We start from the raw sequence: 18748 nt of genomic DNA on the forward strand, positions 1-18748 counted from the left end.
AATCGCTTGGGCAAGCCGATTTCCGGCCCGGAAAAGCGGATTCTTTCCGTCGAATTTGCGCGATCGACCCGGAGTCGATTTATCCCTTTGATTTGATGTAATTATTTTCTCGCTGGACAGAAGCTGTCTACGCCTTGACTATGCTAATCCCTAAAACTATGTTGCGCGCGACTTCAGAACGGGCCGGAAGGGTCTCAACCTTCGCGTCCGGGGTCCGAATGACCGGGGTAGCGGGAGTGCGGGCGACGGGCAGGCGAGGAGAGATCCATGGCGGATGACCGCGAGGAAAGTCTTGAGAAGCGCCGTGCGCAATTGGAAGCGAAACTCGCGACCAAGCGCGTCGAGACGGGACAGGACGAGGCTAGGGAAGCCCGCGCCGAGGTAAGCCGCAAAGGTTATGCCCAGGCGATGAAGCTTTCCAGCGAGTTCATTTCCGCAATCGTCGTCGGTGCTCTCCTTGGCTATGTCCTCGACCGTTTTGTTGGCACGGCGCCTTGGGGTTTGATTGTTCTTCTGCTTCTCGGATTTTGTGCCGGCGTTCTGAACGTGCTGCGTTCTGCGGGGGTGGTGGCCCATCCCCTGGACGACAAGGACGACAAGAAATAGGGACCGGTTCCGGTCCAGTGCAATGACCCCGCGTCCTGCGGGCCAAAGAGAGAGAACAAGCGGTGTCTAACGATCCGACTCATCAGTTCCTGATCCAGAAGATTGTGCCGATCGAAATCGGCGGAATTGATTTTTCGTTTACCAATGCATCGCTCTTCATGGCCGTTTCAGCTGCCGCTGCCGCAGGCTTCCTCTATTTCTCGACCTCGAACCGCGCCATCGTGCCGGGCCGTTCGCAGTCGGTTGCGGAAATGTCCTATGAATTCATCGCCAATATGCTGAAGGAAGGCGCCGGCAAGCAGGGAATGAAGTTCTTCCCGCTGGTCTTTTCGCTCTTCATGTTCGTCCTGACGGCCAACCTGCTTGGCATGTTCCCGTATTTCTTCACGGTGACGAGCCAGATCATCGTCACCTTCGCGCTTGCGATCCTGGTTATCGGTACGGTTCTCGTTTACGGTTTCTATAAGCACGGCTTCCACTTCCTGAATGTCTTCGTGCCCTCGGGTGTGCCGGGCGTTCTGCTGCCGCTGGTCGTCACGATTGAAATCATCTCCTTCCTGTCGCGACCGATTTCACTCTCGGTTCGTCTTTTCGCCAACATGCTCGCCGGTCACATCACGCTCAAAGTGTTCGCAGGCTTCGTCGCCTCGCTCGGAACCATGGGTGCTCTCGGTATCGGCGGCGCCGTTCTTCCCCTCATCATGACCGTCGCCCTGACCGGTCTCGAGTTCCTCGTCGCCTTCCTTCAGGCTTACGTCTTTGCGGTGCTGACTTGCATGTACCTCAACGATGCAATCCATCCGGGCGGGCACTAAGGATAACGACATCGACGTCAAAGGGCGTCAGTCATTCGCCGCAACAACCATTTCAAAGGAGTTCAACATGGAAGCGGAAGCAGCAAAGTACATCGGTGCAGGCCTGGCTTGCTTTGGTATGGCCGGTACGGCTCTCGGCCTCGGCAATATTTTCGGCAGCTACCTCTCCGGCGCTCTGCGCAATCCGTCTGCCGCTGACAGCCAGTTCGGCCGTCTGGTATTCGGCTTCGCCGTTACGGAAGCTCTGGGCATCTTCTCGCTGCTCGTCGCTCTCCTCCTCCTCTTCGCCGTCTGATATCGGCGAATAGATGGATCACGGCCTGCGACCGCAAGCCGTGATCCTTTGCATTTGCAGTCCACCTGGAGGTGAGCATGTTTTTTGTGACCCCGGCTTACGCTGAGGAAGCACCGGCGGCAGCGACGGGTACGGATGCGCATGCCGCTCCGGCCGCAGGCGAGGTCCATACCGAGACTGGTGTTGCCGAAGGCGAACACGCCCGCGGCCCTTTCCCGCCTTTCGATTCGACGACCTACGCGTCCCAGCTGCTCTGGCTGGTGATCACGTTCGGCGTCTTCTATTTGCTCATGCAAAAGGTCATCGCGCCGCGCATCGGGGCCATCCTCGATCAGCGTCACACGCGCATTTCCCAGGATCTGGAAGAGGCAGGCCGCCTGAAGGGCGAAGCCGACGCCGCCGTCCAGACCTATGAAGGTGAACTGGCCGCCGCCCGCGCCAAATCCAACGCGATCGGCTCCGCCGCACGCGACGCCGCCAAGGCCAAGGCCGAAGAGGAACGCCGCGCTGTCGAGGCGAGCCTTTCGGAAAAGATCAAGGCTGCCGAGCTCCGTATCGGCGAGATCAAGGCCAAGGCCTTCGCCGACGTCGGCACCATTGCCGAGGAAACGGCGGCTGCCGTGGTCGATCAGCTGATCGGCGGCACCGTCGCCAAGGCCGATGTCGCCGCCGCCGTCGCGGCTGCCAAGAAGGAGGCCTGATCGATGGAATTTGCCTTTGACGCGACTTTCTTCGCCTTTGTCGGCCTCGTCCTCTTCCTGGCGCTGGTCGTCTACCTGAAGGTTCCGGGCATGATGGCACGGTCGCTCGACGACCGCGCCGACCAGATCCGCAACGAGTTGGCTGAAGCCAAGCGTCTGCGCGAGGAGGCCCAACACCTGCTCGCCGAATACCAGCGCAAGCGCAAGGAAGCAGAAGCCGAAGCGGCCCATATCGTTGCCGCCGCCGAGCGCGAAGCCGAAATGCTGACCGCTGAAGCGAAGAAGAAGACCGAAGAATTCGTCGCCAACCGCACGGCGCTGTCCGAGCAGAAGATCAAGCAGGCCGAGGTTGAGGCGATGAAGGCGGTGCGTTCCGCTGCCGTCGATCTCGCAATCGCGGCCGCTGAAACCGTGCTTGCCAAGCGGGCCGACACCAAAATCCAGTCCGAGCTCTTCGGCAATGCTGTCGGCCAGGTCAAGACGCGGCTGAACTGAGCGGCTTCGAAAAGATTGAGAGGGAAGGCCGGGCATGTCCCGGCCTTTTCTTTGTTGGCAAGGCTTGGTCTTTACCCGGCCTCGTGCCGAGGACAATGTGGTGCCGTTGATCCGGCATTGCCACCTTTGCCCGGGTCGAGTACGTTTCTCGCGCCGTACTTCGGACCGTCGCAAACAGGGCGAAGGAACATACCGCAACGTCTCGATTCCCTCTTCTCCCCAGCGGGGAGAAGGTGCCCGTAGGGCGGATGAGGGGGCCGGCGAAGCCGGTCTTTCCCAGCAACGCGCATACGAGCTTCGACCGCGCTATCGTCATCTCGACTCGGTTCAGGTAGCTGTGGCGCGGCAGATAGAATAATGGGACGGATGTGCCGTGCGGCCCCCTCATCCGCCTGCCGGCACCGACCGGGGTCGAGCACACTGGTCTCGACCCGTCCTTCGGACCCCCGAGGGGAGAAGAGGACATGCCGCAACCTCTCCGTTCCTCGCGCGCCCCTTTCACAGAGCATGCACGGGCTTTTCATTTGCCCGGTCTTCTTTGGGGCGACCCTACTCGGAAAGCAGTTCGTCCGTCTCAGGACCGTCCTCGGTCTTGCGCAGCGGCCTGAAGCTCATCCGGTGCAGCGAACAGGGGCCGTGCCTCTCGATGCCGGCGCGGTGTTGCGCCGTGCCATAGCCGACATGCGCCGCAAAGCCGTAATCCGGATACACGCTATGTGCCCGCGCCATCATCCGGTCGCGCGTCACCTTGGCGACGATCGAGGCGGCGGCGATCGAGACCGAGCGGGCATCGCCCTTGACCACCGCCTGTCCAGGGCAATCGAGGCCGGGCGGCACGTCGAGCCCGTCGGTCAGCACGTAGCTAGCCGGAATGGCGAGGCTGCAGATGGCCCGGCGCATGGCGTCGAGGCTTGCCTTGCGGATATCCGTCTCGTCGATGCGCGTCGAACTGGAGGAGGCGATGGAGACGGTCGCAGTCGCCAGAATCTGCACGAACAGTTCCTCGCGCCGTTGCGCCGAAAGCTGCTTGGAATCGTTCAGCCCCTCAGGGATGCGCTTCGGATCGAGAATGACGGCGGCCGCCACGACGGGTCCCGCCAGCGGGCCGCGGCCAGCCTCGTCGGCACCGGCGACCGGCCAGTGGCCGGCCTTGCGGGCTTTGAGTTCCAGTCGGAAATCCGGCACGAGTGGAGCCGTGTCGAAAAGCAGGGGAGAATCGGGTGGCGTGCGAGGTTTCATGCGGCTGAACCTCGCACGCCAACCCGATTTCCCGCAAGTCCCCGGATCAGGGCGGCGGCCGGGGACCGGTCCGGCGGATGGTGGCGGTCAGGGCCATCCGCGGGAATTGCGCTCGGTGCTCGAAAACAGGGCGGTTTTGTCGAGATGCCGAAACGCAAGCTTAAAAATCAAAGAAGCGACAATTGCACGCCGCTGCCATCAGGCGGTACGAACAGGTCATCGCGCAGCGGCACACTACGTCGCGTCAGCTCGAAACGTCTGGCGGCCATTTCAAAGCGCCGGGCGATCTGCCAGGCATAGGGACCGGCGCCCTTCATGCGCTTGCCGAATTCGGCATCGTAATCCTTGCCGCCGCGCATCGAGCGTACCAGCGACATCACATGCCGGTAGCGATCGGGATAATGCTGCAGCAGCCAGTCTCGAAACAGCGGGCTGACCTCGAGCGGCAGTCTGAGGATGACATAACTCGCCTCGGCAGCGCCCGCAGCCTTTGCCGATTCGAGGATGCGCTCCAGCTCGTGGTCGTTCAGCGCCGGGATGAGCGGGGCGGCCATGACTGCCGTCTGGATGCCTGCTTCGGCAAGGGTGCGGATCGTCTCCAGCCGCCGCGGCGGTGTGGCGGCACGCGGCTCCATCGTCCGGGCAAGCTTGCGATCCAGCGTGGTCACCGAGATGCCGACGCGCACCAGGTTCTTAGCTGCCATCTCCTGCAGAATGTCGAGATCACGCAGGATCATCGCCGACTTGGTGACGATCGATACCGGATGGTTCGCCTTGTTCAACACCTCCAGAATGCCGCGCATGATGCGCCATTCCTTCTCGATCGGCTGATAGGGATCGGTATTGGTGCCGATTGCGATCACCCGCACCTTGTAGCCCGGCTTGGCGAGCTCCCGCTCCAGCAGTTTTGCCGCATCGGGCTTGGCAAAGAGCTTCGTCTCGAAATCGAGCCCTGCGGAAAGCCCCATATAGGCGTGTGTCGGCCGGGCGAAACAATAGATGCATCCGTGCTCGCAGCCGCGATAGGGATTGATCGAGCGGTCGAAGGAAAGGTCCGGCGATTCGTTGCGGGTGATGGCCGTGCGCGGCTTCTCGACCTGCACTTCCGTCTTGAATGGCGGCAGCTCTTCCCAGGTCTGCCAGCCATCGTCGACGGTCTCCCGCTGCAGTGGCTCGAACCGACCCGTCGGGTTCAGTCCCGCCCCACGTCCACGCCGCCGGTCGACCTCGACTCTCAGGCCGGAGGACACGATCATCGCATCGGCAATATCTGCCGTATTGGCAGGCGCGAATGCGGCCTGCCCTGCCAGGGACTGCTCTCTCATCGGATTCTCCCGCGGCGGAAAGCCATCGCCTCCGCCCGTTTTGCTGATTAAATTCCTATCCGCAAAATGAGAACATTGCAAGAACAAAATGAGGAAAACGGCGCTGGAAAAAATTTGTGCGGCGCATTATAAATAGTCAATGTTGACGGTTGTTCTCGAATGTCAGGATCAGGAATCTGAGCTGGCACAGACTTTATCGGTACTGGTGGCAGGCGCGGTGGAGGGGCTGGTGAGCGATGTGGTCGTGCTCGATCACGGCTCGCGCGACGGCACCTCGCGGGTGGCCGACGCCGCCGGCTGCCGCTTCCATTCGCAATGGGATATCAAGGACATCGTCCGCGCAGCGCGCGGCGAATGGCTGCTCTTCGTCGAGCCGGGCGCCAGACCCCAGGCCGGCTGGATCGATGAGATCGCCGAATATGTCGCGCTGAACAAGCTGCCGGCGCGCTTCACCGCGTCGCGCGGCTACCGGCGCCCGTTTTTCCAGCGTGTCGGCCGAGCCGTGCCGCCCCTGGAACTGGGCTTTCTCCTGCCGAAGAAGCAGGCGCTCGCCATTGCCAAAAGCGGCATGCGGCTGACCGAATTCGTCAAGGGGCAGAAGCCGCGCAAGCTCGCGAGCGAACTGATTCCGTCCTGGGTCGCCCGCGCTGCGCGATAGGGCCGCAACGCTCTCCATGAGCAAAAGATGGCGCCCAATAGGATTTCGCGCTATAATTTAAACATGGCGCCGTCGAAGCGCCTCGCTTCGCAACGGAATGGCCATGGAATGCCGGTGAACGGCAGAACAGGTCAGTGACAATCTCCTCTTCTGCCGGGTTCCCGGCGAAAGGAGGTGCGTCATGGCGCGCGGTAGGATCTACGGCGTACGCAGTATGATCTGCGGCCTCATGGCCGTCATATTGCCGACATTGGTGATCGCGCATCCGCATTCGGCAGCATCGCAGATGATGCGCAGTTGCGCAGGCCGACCCGAAATCGTCAATTTCCTGGACAAGAATTTCGCCGAAAAGCTCACGGCAGTCGGACTGATCAACCAGAACGCCGTTCTTGAGGTCTATGCCGCCGAAAGCGGCACCTGGACACTCATCGTCACGGATGTTCACGGCATAAGCTGCGTCCTGCTGTCGGGTGACAGCTGGGACACGATGCCCGTCCTGCCAGGCCTTGCGACATAGCGCAGGCACATCGGTCTATTTGGTCACGCCGCGTTTCAGGTGCTCGTCCAGACGCGGCATGATCTCGACGAAATTGCACGGCACGCTGCGATAGTCGAGCTGTCCTTTCAAAATGCCGTCCCAGGCATCCCGGCAGGCGCCGGGCGAACCCGGCAGCACGAAGATGAAGGTGGCGTTGGCAACACCTGCCGTGGCGCGCGACTGGATCGTCGCCGTGCCGATCTTCTCGTAGGAGATCCGGTGGAAGATGGCGGAAAAGCCGTCCATCCGCTTTTCGAACAAAGGTTCCAGCGCTTCGGGCGTCACATCGCGACCGGTAAAGCCGGTGCCGCCCGTGGTGATGACGACGTCTATGTCTTCTCTCTCAGTCCAGGCCTTCACCCGTGCGGCAATCTTTTGGCGATCATCGGGCACGATCCCCCGGTCGACCAGCCTGTGACCTGCCTCGGTGATCCGCGCCGCCAGCGTGTCGCCTGACTTGTCCGTCTCCGGCGTGCGGGTATCCGAGATCGTGAGAACCGCAATGCCGACCGCGATGAAGGGCCGCTTTTCGTCCAGACCTGCCATCATGCGCCTCCCGAACCCGTTTCCGTCGCCTGGAAATACCAGCCAGGGCACTCGTCGTGAAGAGCTGCCGCCGCATCTTCGGCAACAGTCATGCTCGCAAAGATGCCGAAACAGGTGGCGCCGGAACCGGACATGCGGGTCAAAAGGGCGCCGTGAGCTTGCAGCATCGCCGAGATCTCCGAAATCTCGGGCACGAGTTCGCGCGCCGGCGGCTCCAGGTCGTTGCGGGCAGCAGCAATTGCCGCGAGCCAGTCGGCAGTCTGAGGCGGGCTCGGTGCCAGGCTCAGGGCCGGATTGTTCTTTGTCGCCAGCCGGCGGAAAACCTCAGGCGTCGAGACGCCCTTCAGCGGATTGGCGAGCACCATGGCAAAGGCCGGCAGATCAGGCACAGCTTCGATCTTTTCGCCGATGCCGCGGGCAATCAGCGGCCGGCTCTCCAGGCACATCGGCACGTCGGCGCCGAGCTTCAGCGCCAGCGCGGCAAGCGTCTCCGCCGATAATGTCGTGCCCCAGAGCCGCATCAGCCCGCGCAGCGTCGCGGCTGCATCGGCCGAGCCGCCGCCGATGCCGGAGGCAACCGGCAAGTTCTTTTCGAGATGAATGCGGACGGGAAAGGCGAGGGGACCGATCGCCTCGCGCAGGAGGTCGCGGGCCTTCAGCACCAGGTTGGTGCCGCTGTCGCCGGCAAGTATCTCGCCGAAACGGCCCGACAGGGTGAATGCATCGGCCGGCGACCGCATGAAGTCCAGCCGGTCGCCATGATCTGCGAAGGTCACCAGCATATCGAGCAGATGATAGCCGTCCGGCCGCTGGCCCGTCACATGCAGGGCCAGGTTGATTTTCGCGCGCGCCTCCTCGGAAACGCTAGTGCATGATGCCGAAAAGTGTGAGCGGTTTTCGGACGACATCATGCTCTATTTCTTTGACCTGTATCCGGCCAAGTCCTTTCAGGCATGCCTCCTGCCCGTCAGGATTTTTTGTCGACCGGCGGCGGGATGACGGGCGCCGGATCCGGCTGCTTCTTGTCGGCTGCCTTGGCATCGTCGCTGACGGGAGGCAGGCCGTTGGCGACCTTGTCCTTGATCTTCGGGATCTCGGCAGCTTCGGGCTCGGAGGCGAGCGCCCGGTTCCACTGGTAGACGGCCTCGAGCTTGCGTCCGACGCGCCAGTAGGCATCGCCAAGATGGTCGTTGATCGTCGCGTCGCCGGCCTTGATCTGGGCGGCCCGCTCCAGCTCGTCGACGGCATCGTCGAAGCGGTTGAGGCGGAAATAGGCCCAGCCGAGCGAATCGATGATGTAGCCGTCGTCAGGGCGAAGGTTGACGGCCTTCTTGATCATGCCGAGACCTTCGTCGAGGTTGCGATTCATGTCGATCCACGAATAGCCGAGATAGTTCAGCACCTGCGGCTGGTCGGGATTGAGCTCCAGCGCCTTGCGGAAGTTCGGTTCCGCCTGGTCCCACTTCTTCAGCCGTTCATAGGCAATGCCGCGCTGGAAGAAGACGCTCCAGTTGGCGCGGCCCGGAATGGGGCCGATCGTTTCGACGGCCTTGTCGTAATTCGTGGCCATCGCCTGGTAGTCCTTGGCGTCGGAGAGCACGCTGCCATAGGCGAGGTAACTGCGGATGTCCTTCGGATCGGAGGCGATCAGCGCCTGCAGGTGCTTGCGCGCTTCGTCCACCTTGCCACCCTGGGCAAGGGCAAGGCCGAGCTGCAGCTCGGAGATGCGCCGCATCGGCGAATTCTCCGGCACCTTCTTGTAGAGCGCGATGGCGCGGTCCATCTGGTTCTGCTTCTCGGCAATGCCGCCGAGCAGCACCAGCGTATCGGCGCTGTTCGGATCGAGCGCATTGGCCGTCTGCAGGTACAGCGAGACGATGTCCTCGGCGCCGTCGCGGTTCAGCGCGCCGCCGACCGAGAACAGCACGCCGGCGGCACCTTCTTCGGCCGTCTTGACCTGCTGCTCCTGCTTCTCGTTCTTTTCGATACTGTCGCGCAGCGCGTTCAGCGGCGCATAGTTCGGCAACAGGTTGTCGCCGACGGAAACGGCGTCGAGCGCCTTCTGCTTATTGCCTTGTGTTGCTTCGAGGCGGGCAAGCGCCATCACGGCGCGCATGAAGGTGTCGGGCGCGGTCGCGCCCCCTTCCTTGTCGAGCACGGCATCGTTCAGATGCTTTCGGGCGGATTTCACGTCGCCGATGGCGATGGCGATCGCTCCGGCATTGTAATTCTGGAAGATGCGGAACCAGTCCGGCCCCTTCATCTTCTCGACCATCGTGAGCGCTTCCTTGCCGCGGCCGGCGCCGACGCGGGCCCAGGCGAGCAGCAGGTCGTTCATCATCCGGTCGAGATCGTTTGGCCCCTTATATTTCAGGATGGCCTCGGCGGATTTGTAGTCATCACGGCGCACGGCATCCATGCCGCGCACGATCGTGGTGATACGCTCGACGGAAGGATCGCCCTTCAGGTCGTTGGCATATTTGACGCCGTCCTTGATATCGCCATTGAGCAGCAGCGAGATCATCAGCCGCTGGCGAATCTCCGGATTGCCGGGCTCGATCTGCAGCGCCTTCTTGTAGAGTTCGATCGCCGTTTCATAATCATGATCGACATCGGCGGTGCGCGCGGCGAGAAAGGCGCCGGAGAAAGTGGTGACGCTGTCCGCATCGAAGTGAACGGCCGTGCCGGCATCGTCTGTCTTGGCCGCATCCTCGGCGTTTGCGCCGCCGACACCGCTGAGCGAAAGGACAGCGGCCAGCGCTGCGCTCGTAAGAAGACGGATGGCAATTCTCTGCCGCATTAGGAAACCTTTCTTCGACAGCGTCCCGACAAATGGTGCCGGCCGCAAAATCAGTTGCGATCACTGATTCATAACAGGATGGCTTTTTTGAAGCGGTGCTGCAAGAAAATCAGCCTGCGATCAAGGACGTTTGATCAATTGACGCGCTCGATGCAGAAGTCGATCACTTCCATCAGGGCGGATTTCCAGACCGTATCGGGAAGGGGCGCAAGCGCATCGCGCGCGATCGTGCCGTAATGGATCGCGCGGCCGATCGTGTCGCTGAGCGTGCCGTATTTGGTGATCAATCCCAGCGCTTTTTCGAGGTTGGCGTCGGTGCTGTTGCCGGCCTCGATCGCATCGCGCCAGAAGGCGCGCTCATCCTCGGTGCCGCGGCGATAGGCGAGAATGACCGGCAGGGTGATCTTGCCCTCGCGGAAATCGTCGCCGACATTCTTGCCGAGATCGGCGGCCTTGCCGCCATAGTCGAGCGCATCGTCGACCAGCTGGAAGGCGAGCCCGAGATTCATGCCGTAGGATTTCAGCGCATTGCGGCCTGACCGGCCGGCCTCGGCGACGATCGGCCCGACTTCGGCGGCGGCGGCAAAGAGAGCGGCCGTCTTGGCGCGGATGACCGAGAGATAATCGTCCTCCGTCGTCTCCATGTTCTTGGCGACGGAAAGCTGCAGCACCTCGCCTTCGGCGATCACGCAGGCGGCGGCAGACAAGACGTCCAGCGCATCGAGCGAGCCGACATCGACCATCATGCGGAAGGCCTGGCCGAGCAGGAAATCGCCGACCAGCACGCTTGCCTGGTTGCCCCAGATCATCCGCGCCGTCGATTTGCCGCGGCGCAGATCGCTTTCGTCGACCACGTCGTCATGCAGCAGCGTCGCCGTGTGCATGAACTCGACCGATGTGGCGAGCTTGACGTGGTTTTCGCCCCTGTAGTCGAACAGCGATGCGGAAGCCAGCGTCAGCATCGGCCGCAGCCGCTTGCCGCCGGACGAGATCAGATGGTTCGCCACTTCGGGGATCATCTGCACGTCGGAGCCGGCCTTGGAGAGAATGAGCTGGTTTACTCGCTCCATATCCGCCCTGGTGAGATCGACCAGCGGCTTTATGGATGCCAGTTTGTTTTTGCTTTCTTCAAGCGGTATGACCACGCCCAACGACCCGGACTCCTATTCATTCATTGCACCTGACAATAGAAAGGGGCGATGGACGCGGCAAGGGGTGAATTGTCGCGCTGGGCGAATTTGGAAGGAAAACGACGGCAAATGCATGAGCTTATCCGCGCCAACGATCCCGTTCTTCTCTCCTATGCCGAGAGTTTGATGAAGGATGCCGGAATTCACTGCTTCATCGCCGATCAGGGCATGAGCGTGCTCGAAGGCTCGCTCGGCATGCTGTCGCGCCGCCTGCTGGTGGATGAGGAGATGGCCGATCAGGCGCGCCGCATCCTCATCGATGCCGGTCTCGGCAGCGAGCTGCGCGATCGGAAGTGAGCTTCGATGACCGGGGAAACCGCTGAAACGATCGATGCCTTTCATCGCGGCGCCTTCCATGTGGTCCAGCCGAAGGGCAGGGGCCATCGCTCCGGCATGGATGCGATGCTGCTTGCGGCGCTCGTCGCCGACGATCGCCCGGTCAGGGTTGCCGATCTCGGCGCCGGCGCCGGTGCCGCCGGTCTTGCCGTCGCCTCGCGCCTTGCCGATGCAGAGGTGGTGCTTTTCGAACGCTCGGCCGAGATGGCCGATTATGCCCGCCGCAGCATCCTGCTGCCCGACAATGCCCATGTCGCCGGCCGCGTCAGCGTCGTCGAGGCCGATGTGACGCTGACCGCCAAGGCGCGCAACGATGCGGGGCTCACCGATGAGAGCTTCCACCACGTCATCATGAACCCGCCCTTCAACGACGCCGGCGACCGGCGCACGCCGGATGCGCTGAAGGCCGAAGCCCATGCGATGACCGACGGCCTGTTCGAAAGCTGGATCCGCACGGCGGGTGCCATCATGATCCCAGGCGGGCAATTGTCGCTGATCGCCAGGCCGCAATCGATCGCCGAGATCATCACGGCCTGCGGCCGGCGCTTCGGCGGCATCGAGATCACCGCCATCCATCCGCGTCCGGGCGAAAATGCCGTGCGGATCCTGGTGACAGCGATCAAGGGATCGCGGGCGCGGCTGTCGCTACGGGCGGCCCTCATCATGCACGAAGAGGGGAGCCACAAGTTCTCTCCCCTCGTCGATGATTTCAACAATGGCCGGGCGGCCTATGCCAGGCTTTAGGCTGGCTTCACACTTTTCCTGAAAATGCTTCAGCCGGTGACGAAGTCGAGGAGCAGCTTGACGTTCAGTCCGGCGATCACGACCGCGATCAGATAGGCGACACCACTCAGCCAGCGCGGCGCCACCAGTTCGCCCATCTTGGCCTTGTTGGCGGTAAACATCACCAGCGGGAAGACGGCGAAGGAAAGCTGCAGGCTGAGCACCACCTGGGTCAGGATCAACAGCTCCGCCGTGCCCTGGTCGCCATACCAGATGGTGACGATCGCTGCCGGCACGATGGCGATGGCACGGGTAATCAGGCGGCGCACCCACGGCTTCAGCCGGATCTTGAGGAAGCCTTCCATGACGATCTGGCCGGCAAGCGTCGCCGTCACCGTCGAGTTGAGACCGCAGCAGAGAAGCGCGATGCCGAACAGCGTCGGCGCAATGGCGAGGCCGAGCAGCGGCGACAGCAGCGAATAGGCATCGCCGAGTTCGACGACGTCGGTCTTGCCATGCGCGTTGAAGGCGGCGGCAGCCAGGATCAGGATCGAGGCGTTGATCAGCAGCGCGAAACAGAGCGCGACCGTCGAGTCGATCGTCGCAAAGGTCAGCGCCTCCCTCTTTTCAGGAACCGTATGGCCATAGGCCCGCGTCTGCACGATGCCGGAGTGGAGATAGAGATTGTGCGGCATGACGGTCGCGCCGAGAATGCCGAGCGCCAGGTAGAGCATCTCGGGATTGGTGACGATCTCGGTCGTCGGGAAGAAGCCGGTGAGAACCGCGCCCCATTGCGGGTCGGCCAGCAGGATCTGCACGCCGAAGCAGACCGCGATGACGCCGAGCAGCGCGATGATGAAGGCTTCCACCCAGCGGAAGCCGAGCTTCTGCAGGAAGAGGATCACGAAGACGTCGAGCGCGGTGATCAGCACGCCGAGTTCGAGCGGGATGCCCATCAACAGGTTGAGGCCGATCGCCGTGCCAATCACCTCGGCGATATCGGTGGCGATGATGGCGATTTCCGCAAAGGCCCAGAGCGGCAGCGAGACATATTTCGGAAAGGCGTCGCGGCAGGCCTGCGCGAGGTCGCGGCCGGAGGCGATCGCGAGGCGCGCGCAGAGCGATTGCAGCACGATCGCCATCAGGTTGGAAAGCAGCGCGACGGTGAGCAGCGCATAGCCGAATTTCGAGCCGCCGGCGAGCGAGGTCGCCCAGTTGCCGGGGTCCATGTAGCCGACGGCGACCATGTAGCCCGGCCCGGCGAAGGCCGCCGCCCTTCGCCACATCGAGCTGTGACGCCCGGTTCCGACGGTGCGGTAGACATCCGACAGCGACGCTTCTCCGCGTTCGTGCCGCCAGCCGCTCTTTGTATTCGGATTGAGCACGTCCATGCGATTTCCACCTGTTTTATCGTGCACGCACTATGACGAATTAGAATGATAATGCAAGTCATTCGCAACAACAAATTCAAGCCCAATGTTTTCAGGAACGCAGCCATTGCGTTTGTCGTTCCAGCGCATACATGGGTGACGATCGTGCGACCCGAAGCGAAGGATGGGAAATGGCCGGATTCTTGAGAAAACTGATGCCGAAACGGTTCCGCAAGGACGGCATCACCATTCCGGTCGTTCGCCTGCAGGGGGCGATCATCAGCGGCGGCGGCCAGTTCCGGCCGACCCTCAACCTCGCCAATGTCTCTCCGGTTCTGGAAAAGGCCTTCGCCATGAAGGACGCACCGGCGGTCGCCATCTCCATCAATTCGCCGGGCGGCTCGCCCGTGCAGTCGCGCCTGATCTTCACCCGCATTCGCGAGCTCGCCCGCGAGAAGCAGAAGAAGGTTTTGGTCTTCGTCGAGGATGTCGCTGCCTCGGGCGGTTACATGATCGCGCTTGCCGGCGACGAGATCATCGCCGACGCCACCTCGATCGTCGGCTCGATCGGCGTCGTTTCCGGCGGTTTCGGCTTTCCCGAACTGCTGAAGAAGATCGGCGTCGAACGCCGCGTCTATACGGCTGGCGAAAACAAGGTGATCCTCGATCCGTTCCAGCCGGAAAAGGAAAAGGACATCGAGTACCTGAAGAGCCTGCAGCTCGAAATCCACCAGGTCTTCATCTCCATGGTGCGCGAACGTCGCGCCGGCAAGCTGAGGGACGATGCGGCGGTGTTTTCCGGCCTGTTCTGGAGTGGCACACGCGGCCTCGAACTCGGCCTGATCGACGGCCTCGGCGACATGCGCCAGGAACTGAAGCGGCGCTACGGCCAGAAGACCAAGCTGGAGCTCGTCACCGCCGGCCGCGGCCTGTTCGGCCGCAGGATACCCGGCGTATCGCCGGTCTCGCTCGAAGGTGCTGCATCCGGTCTCGCGACGGGGCTTGTCGAAGCGGCGGAAGAGAGAGCATTGTGGAGCCGGTTCGGGCTTTGAGAGGAGCAAGAGAGGGGCATGGCACAGCTTATTACAATCCTGGTCCTGGTTTTCTCAGCCTGGTGGCTTTACCGCCGCTTCGTCTCCGATGCCCGTAAGCTTGCCGAAAAGTCGCGCCGTGCTGAAAAGGAGCGCCAGACCGGTGCGATCGGCACGCTGGTCAAGGACCCGGAGACGGGGGAATACCGGCTGAAGCGCGAGGGAGAATAAATTAAGAGCACAAATTAAAGGGGCGTCGCCACTGCTCTGCCCCATCCGGCATCCTAGACCCCTCCCCAACCCCTCCCCACAAGGGGAGGGGCTTAACTTGCCGCACCCTCTTTCCAGATCTTCGACGTTTCGGAAGGAGCGAGGCGGGTACTCCGGGTTAGTCCCTCCCCCTTGTGGGGAGGGGTTGGGGAGGGGTTTTAGATCTCTCCGCCGCCGCAAAAGTCTTGACCCCCGCCGCCCTCCATGGCACCTGTCGCGCCGATAAATCCCACGCAATCGGTACCGTTCGATGTCAGCTATCCCAGACCATATGAACCCGAAGCGCTCCTTCCAGGCGTTGATCCTGACCCTGCATAACTACTGGGCGGACAAGGGTTGCGCGGTGCTGCAGCCCTATGACATGGAAGTCGGCGCCGGCACCTTCCACCCGGCCACCACGCTGCGCGCCCTCGGCCCAAAGCCGTGGAAGGCGGCTTACGTCCAGCCGTCGCGGCGCCCGTCCGACGGCCGCTATGGCGAAAACCCGAACCGGCTGCAGCATTATTACCAGTACCAGGTCATCCTGAAGCCGAACCCTGCCAATCTGCAGGAGCTTTATCTCGGCTCGCTGGCGGCGATCGGTCTTGATCCGCTGCTGCATGACATCCGTTTCGTCGAGGACGACTGGGAAAGCCCGACGCTCGGCGCCTGGGGCCTCGGCTGGGAATGCTGGTGCGACGGCATGGAAGTCTCGCAGTTCACCTATTTCCAGCAGGTCTGCGGCATCGAATGCTCGCCCGTCGCCGGCGAACTGACCTATGGTCTCGAACGCCTCGCCATGTATGTCCAGGGCGTCGACAATGTCTACGACCTGAACTTCAACGGCCGCGACGGCGACGAGAAGATCAGCTATGGCGACGTCTTCCTGCAGGCCGAGCAGGAATATTCGCGCCATAATTTCGAATTCGCCAATACCGAGATGCTGCATCGCCATTTCGTCGATGCCGAGAAGGAATGCCGGGCTCTGCTCGATGCCGGCGCCCCCGGCGATAACGCAAACCAGCGCCTGCACAAATGCGTCTTCCCGGCGTATGACCAGTGCATCAAGGCAAGCCATGTCTTCAACCTGCTCGATGCCCGCGGCGTCATATCGGTCACCGAGCGCCAGAGCTATATCCTGCGCGTGCGTACGCTCGCCAAGGCCTGTGGCGAAGCCTTCCTGCTGACCGACGCCGGCGGCGTCAACCTCTCGAAAGAGGCGGCGTAATAGCCGTCTAATTTCCGTCGCTACGCTTCTTTTGTATTGCGCAATCTGTCCCCACATTGTCTTGTGGGTGTTGCGATCACGTATGGCTTCGGTATCTCTTTTGAAGAGCGGTATTCTTTACTTTAAACTTTTGTATGAAAATTCCGCCCCCAGGATGTTGCGCCTTTTAGCATGGCCCATCTTATGCGCCATGCTGTTCGTCCTCACTTCGTGCAGCAATTTCGACAAAGAATTCACCGTCTATTCGGCAAACACTACCATCGAAGTCTATACCGACGGCGGTGCGTTTGTGTCGGAAAACTTCGATATTTTGGTCAAAAAGGCGGAAAATTACGGCGGCGTTTACGTTGATATCCCTCAACGTTTCACGGATGCTTCAGGTGGTGTTCACTGGCGAGATTTCGAACTGGCCGCAGCCCGGCGTGACGGAATAGACGAATATTATTTCAAAGAAAACAGTGTGCCGGGCTATTCGGTTTACATAGGAACGGAGCACTGCAAAGGCTGTTCTGCAGATCTGCTCACCGGTGTTACAAAGATCCAGATCGCTTACTGGCTCGGACGCCTGGTTCGTCAGGAAGGCGATCGCGAGGTTCTCTTCCTGCCGGCCTATATGGGCCGCGTGCACGGCCAGGGAGCGAAAAAAACGCTTACTCTAAAACTGCCGCCGGGCGGAACGGTACGCCCCTCGCAACAGGATCGGGCGGCGGCCTATGACATTACGCGGAGCGCACCGAATGAGATCTTGGTATCCATTCCAGTAGGTAAAGCGGATCGAAAGCTGCCGGACATCGAGATCGAATATCCCGCAGGGACCTTTGTGACCGTAACGAGCGGCGATCGGGTGCGGTGGTGGCTCTCCGATCACCTTCTCCCGTGCATAAGTATTTTGGGACCGCTCATCGCCAGTCTGTTTGTCCTCATTAGATTGGGGCAGAGCTGGCGATTGACTGCACCTTCAATTGCTGTCGACGGTAAGAAGACGGAGAGCATTTCGCCTGCTTTAGCCGCCTATGTGTTTTGGAACTGGAAGCCGGATGCTGCAAAGGCAGCCTTCATGGCGTCTGTCTGCCATCTCGCAACGAAGAGACTGCTTCGCATTTCTGGCCTTGGAGAGAATGCTGAAGCTTCGGATTTGTCTGCCAGGCAGGTGCGCAAGAAGGGCAAGGTGGCGCGCGCCAGATGGTATGGTCTTCCAGCTGTGACGCGTTCGGTGTTTGGTCGGATTGAAGGAGAGCGACCTGTCAATGATCGGCGCACCGTCGTATACGGCCTGTATGGTTTTGAACCTGACTTGCACCAGATAGTCGCCGAGGAATATCGGAAAGTTAGAGGCGGCGCAGATCGAGCAGCGCTGAAGACTTCAGCTACAATTCTAGTTCTTGGCATTGCCACTGCCTATTTGTCGGGCCTCTTGATCTTTTCCGCGGCCATCTGCGGGATATTGTTCATTGTTTTTCTAGCGGTAACAATGTTCCGCCATCCAGAGCGGTTTCCCGTGGCCACCGGCACCTCCGAGCAGTTCAAACAGGCGATTAGTTTGTTTGTGGGTCTTCCGGCGATACTGATTGTTGCACTTGGCTATATCGGCATGACTGAAGTGATCGGCGAACAGCAGCCATATCTGGTGGCGATCTTGCTACACATTGTCGGCATTATCGTCGTTCTGGCGATGCTGCGCATGCCAACGTCGAAGCAGCGGCAGATGCGCAATAACATCCTCAGCTTGCACCATTATTTCCACGGCGAGATCGATGGCCCGCCAATGTCGATCGAATGCTACGAGCACCATCTGCCCTTCGCCGTCGCGCTTGGTGTTGAGCAACGCTGGACCGAACGTTTCAACCTCTGGCGAGAGAGCGAGAAGATGGATGCCTATGCTCCGGATTGGCGAATAAGTTCTTAGACGAGCGGCATTCTCAAGGTCTGATCGAAATCAGTCAAAGAATGACTGCGCCAAGATGACTTTGTTATGCCGAATCACTAACGTGCGATCATCAAATCGGGGAGCCCATCTGCATGTTTGTGACACTCGCTATTATCGTTGTCATCGCGCTCTATCTCGTCTTCATCTACAACGGCCTGGTTCGCGCGCGGCAGATGGCGGAAGAGGCCTGGTCGGGTATCGATGTCCAGCTCAAGCGCCGCGCCGACCTGATCCCAAACCTGATCGAGACGGTCAAGGGTTATGCCGCCCACGAAAAGTCGACGCTTGAAGAGGTGGTTGAGCTCCGCAACAAGGCGCAGGCCGTTCCATCAGGCGATGTCGCCGGCAGGGCGCAGGCGGAAGGCCTGCTTGGCCAGGCGCTCGGCCGGGTCATCGCGCTCGCCGAGGCCTATCCCGATCTCAAAGCCAACCAGAACTTTGCCGAGCTGCAGGCCTCGCTGGAAACCATGGAAGGCGAACTTCAAATGGCGCGGCGTTATTACAATGGTGCGGCTCGCGACCTGAACGTCAAGGTCGAAAGCTTTCCGTCCAATCTCGTTGCCGGCCAGTTCGGTTTTGCCAAGCGGGAATATTTCGAAATCACCAACGAGGCCGACCGCGCCGTCCCCACCGTGAAATTCTGACGATCCGGCATTTTGCCTTTGCCAGAAAGCGA

21 protein-coding genes are annotated in these 18748 nt (G+C 61.2%); 14 read left to right on the forward strand and 7 right to left on the reverse strand.

Going from position 1 to position 18748, the window contains the following annotated elements:
• Positions 1–267 precede the first annotated feature (267 nt).
• From RlegSU303_RS02720 to RlegSU303_RS02740, 5 genes are all read left to right on the forward strand, one after another.
• A complete protein-coding gene (locus RlegSU303_RS02720; RefSeq protein WP_017959180.1) occupies positions 268–606 on the forward strand; it encodes an AtpZ/AtpI family protein in 339 nt (112 codons plus the stop codon).
• 62 nt (positions 607–668) lie between these two features.
• Positions 669–1421, forward strand: coding sequence for a F0F1 ATP synthase subunit A (locus RlegSU303_RS02725; RefSeq protein ID WP_131624429.1), 753 nt, complete (start codon positions 669–671; stop codon positions 1419–1421).
• Positions 1422–1488: 67 nt separating this feature from the next.
• The gene (locus RlegSU303_RS02730; RefSeq protein WP_003545854.1) at positions 1489–1716 is read left to right on the forward strand and encodes a F0F1 ATP synthase subunit C; all 228 of its coding nucleotides are present in this window, start codon (positions 1489–1491) and stop codon (positions 1714–1716) included.
• Positions 1717–1793: 77 nt separating this feature from the next.
• On the forward strand, positions 1794–2417 hold the full coding sequence (locus RlegSU303_RS02735) for a F0F1 ATP synthase subunit B (protein ID WP_027666596.1): 624 nt from the start codon (positions 1794–1796) through the stop codon (positions 2415–2417).
• 3 nt (positions 2418–2420) lie between these two features.
• The gene (locus tag RlegSU303_RS02740) at positions 2421–2912 is read left to right on the forward strand and encodes a F0F1 ATP synthase subunit B (RefSeq protein WP_012756242.1); all 492 of its coding nucleotides are present in this window, start codon (positions 2421–2423) and stop codon (positions 2910–2912) included.
• 549 nt (positions 2913–3461) lie between these two features.
• Here the strand turns inward: RlegSU303_RS02740 and RlegSU303_RS02745 are convergent.
• Together RlegSU303_RS02745 and RlegSU303_RS02750 are read right to left on the reverse strand one after the other, a co-directional pair.
• Entirely contained in the window at positions 3462–4151 is a 690-nt protein-coding gene (locus RlegSU303_RS02745; RefSeq protein WP_131720663.1) for a ribonuclease HII, read from the reverse strand.
• 167 nt (positions 4152–4318) lie between these two features.
• Positions 4319–5476, reverse strand: coding sequence for a PA0069 family radical SAM protein (locus RlegSU303_RS02750; RefSeq protein WP_168271494.1), 1158 nt, complete (start codon positions 5474–5476; stop codon positions 4319–4321).
• A 139-nt stretch (positions 5477–5615) separates the two neighbouring features.
• On the opposite strand from RlegSU303_RS02750, the gene RlegSU303_RS02755 reads away from it, so the two are divergent.
• Together RlegSU303_RS02755 and RlegSU303_RS02760 are read left to right on the forward strand one after the other, a co-directional pair.
• Complete coding sequence (locus RlegSU303_RS02755; protein ID WP_017959187.1) at positions 5616–6134, forward strand: glycosyltransferase family 2 protein; 519 nt, start codon at positions 5616–5618, stop codon at positions 6132–6134.
• Between the two features lie 181 nt (positions 6135–6315).
• Positions 6316–6651 (forward strand): hypothetical protein, encoded by a 336-nt coding sequence (locus tag RlegSU303_RS02760; RefSeq protein WP_170268254.1) that lies wholly within the window; start codon positions 6316–6318, stop codon positions 6649–6651.
• 15 nt (positions 6652–6666) lie between these two features.
• Here RlegSU303_RS02760 and moaB read toward each other — a convergent pair whose 3' ends face one another.
• The 4 genes from moaB to RlegSU303_RS02780 form a co-directional block, all read right to left on the reverse strand.
• A complete protein-coding gene (gene moaB, locus RlegSU303_RS02765) occupies positions 6667–7218 on the reverse strand; it encodes a molybdenum cofactor biosynthesis protein B (protein ID WP_231283422.1) in 552 nt (183 codons plus the stop codon).
• Positions 7218–8129 carry a 4-(cytidine 5'-diphospho)-2-C-methyl-D-erythritol kinase gene (locus tag RlegSU303_RS02770; RefSeq protein ID WP_077976593.1) on the reverse strand — a complete coding sequence of 304 codons (912 nt, stop codon included), beginning with the start codon at positions 8127–8129 and terminating at the stop codon, positions 7218–7220. Before RlegSU303_RS02770 ends, moaB begins: the two co-directional genes overlap by 1 nt.
• Before the next feature lie 56 nt (positions 8130–8185).
• A complete protein-coding gene (locus tag RlegSU303_RS02775; protein WP_231283423.1) occupies positions 8186–10018 on the reverse strand; it encodes a tetratricopeptide repeat protein in 1833 nt (610 codons plus the stop codon).
• Positions 10019–10152: 134 nt separating this feature from the next.
• A complete protein-coding gene (locus RlegSU303_RS02780; RefSeq protein WP_065278959.1) occupies positions 10153–11169 on the reverse strand; it encodes a polyprenyl synthetase family protein in 1017 nt (338 codons plus the stop codon).
• Between the two features lie 108 nt (positions 11170–11277).
• Between RlegSU303_RS02780 and RlegSU303_RS02785 the strand changes: the two genes are divergently transcribed.
• Together RlegSU303_RS02785 and RlegSU303_RS02790 are read left to right on the forward strand one after the other, a co-directional pair.
• Positions 11278–11505 (forward strand): putative signal transducing protein, encoded by a 228-nt coding sequence (locus tag RlegSU303_RS02785; protein ID WP_065278960.1) that lies wholly within the window; start codon positions 11278–11280, stop codon positions 11503–11505.
• Positions 11506–11511: 6 nt separating this feature from the next.
• Positions 11512–12288, forward strand: a complete 777-nt coding sequence (locus RlegSU303_RS02790; RefSeq protein WP_231283424.1) for a tRNA1(Val) (adenine(37)-N6)-methyltransferase — start codon at positions 11512–11514, stop codon at positions 12286–12288.
• Between the two features lie 29 nt (positions 12289–12317).
• Here the strand turns inward: RlegSU303_RS02790 and RlegSU303_RS02795 are convergent, their stop codons facing one another.
• Positions 12318–13658 (reverse strand): Nramp family divalent metal transporter, encoded by a 1341-nt coding sequence (locus RlegSU303_RS02795; protein WP_231283425.1) that lies wholly within the window; start codon positions 13656–13658, stop codon positions 12318–12320.
• A 170-nt stretch (positions 13659–13828) separates the two neighbouring features.
• Between RlegSU303_RS02795 and RlegSU303_RS02800 the strand changes: the two genes are divergently transcribed.
• The 5 genes from RlegSU303_RS02800 (at position 13829) to RlegSU303_RS02820 (ending at position 18716) form a co-directional block, all read left to right on the forward strand.
• Positions 13829–14689 (forward strand): S49 family peptidase, encoded by an 861-nt coding sequence (locus RlegSU303_RS02800; protein ID WP_029872639.1) that lies wholly within the window; start codon positions 13829–13831, stop codon positions 14687–14689.
• Positions 14690–14707: 18 nt separating this feature from the next.
• Positions 14708–14899 carry a membrane protein gene (locus RlegSU303_RS02805; RefSeq protein ID WP_020048688.1) on the forward strand — a complete coding sequence of 64 codons (192 nt, stop codon included), beginning with the start codon at positions 14708–14710 and terminating at the stop codon, positions 14897–14899.
• Positions 14900–15188: 289 nt separating this feature from the next.
• The gene (locus tag RlegSU303_RS02810; protein WP_017993106.1) at positions 15189–16145 is read left to right on the forward strand and encodes a glycine--tRNA ligase subunit alpha; all 957 of its coding nucleotides are present in this window, start codon (positions 15189–15191) and stop codon (positions 16143–16145) included.
• An 82-nt stretch (positions 16146–16227) separates the two neighbouring features.
• On the forward strand, positions 16228–18051 hold the full coding sequence (locus RlegSU303_RS02815) for a DUF2207 family protein (protein ID WP_445944748.1): 1824 nt from the start codon (positions 16228–16230) through the stop codon (positions 18049–18051).
• A gap of 113 nt (positions 18052–18164) precedes the next feature.
• Positions 18165–18716: a LemA family protein gene (locus tag RlegSU303_RS02820; RefSeq protein WP_094086620.1), complete on the forward strand. Its 552-nt coding sequence runs from the start codon at positions 18165–18167 to the stop codon at positions 18714–18716.
• The last annotated feature ends 32 nt before the right edge of the window (positions 18717–18748 follow it).

This window comes from Rhizobium sp. SU303, from assembly GCF_021052345.1.
GTDB classification, from domain to species: Bacteria; Pseudomonadota; Alphaproteobacteria; order Rhizobiales; family Rhizobiaceae; genus Rhizobium; species Rhizobium laguerreae.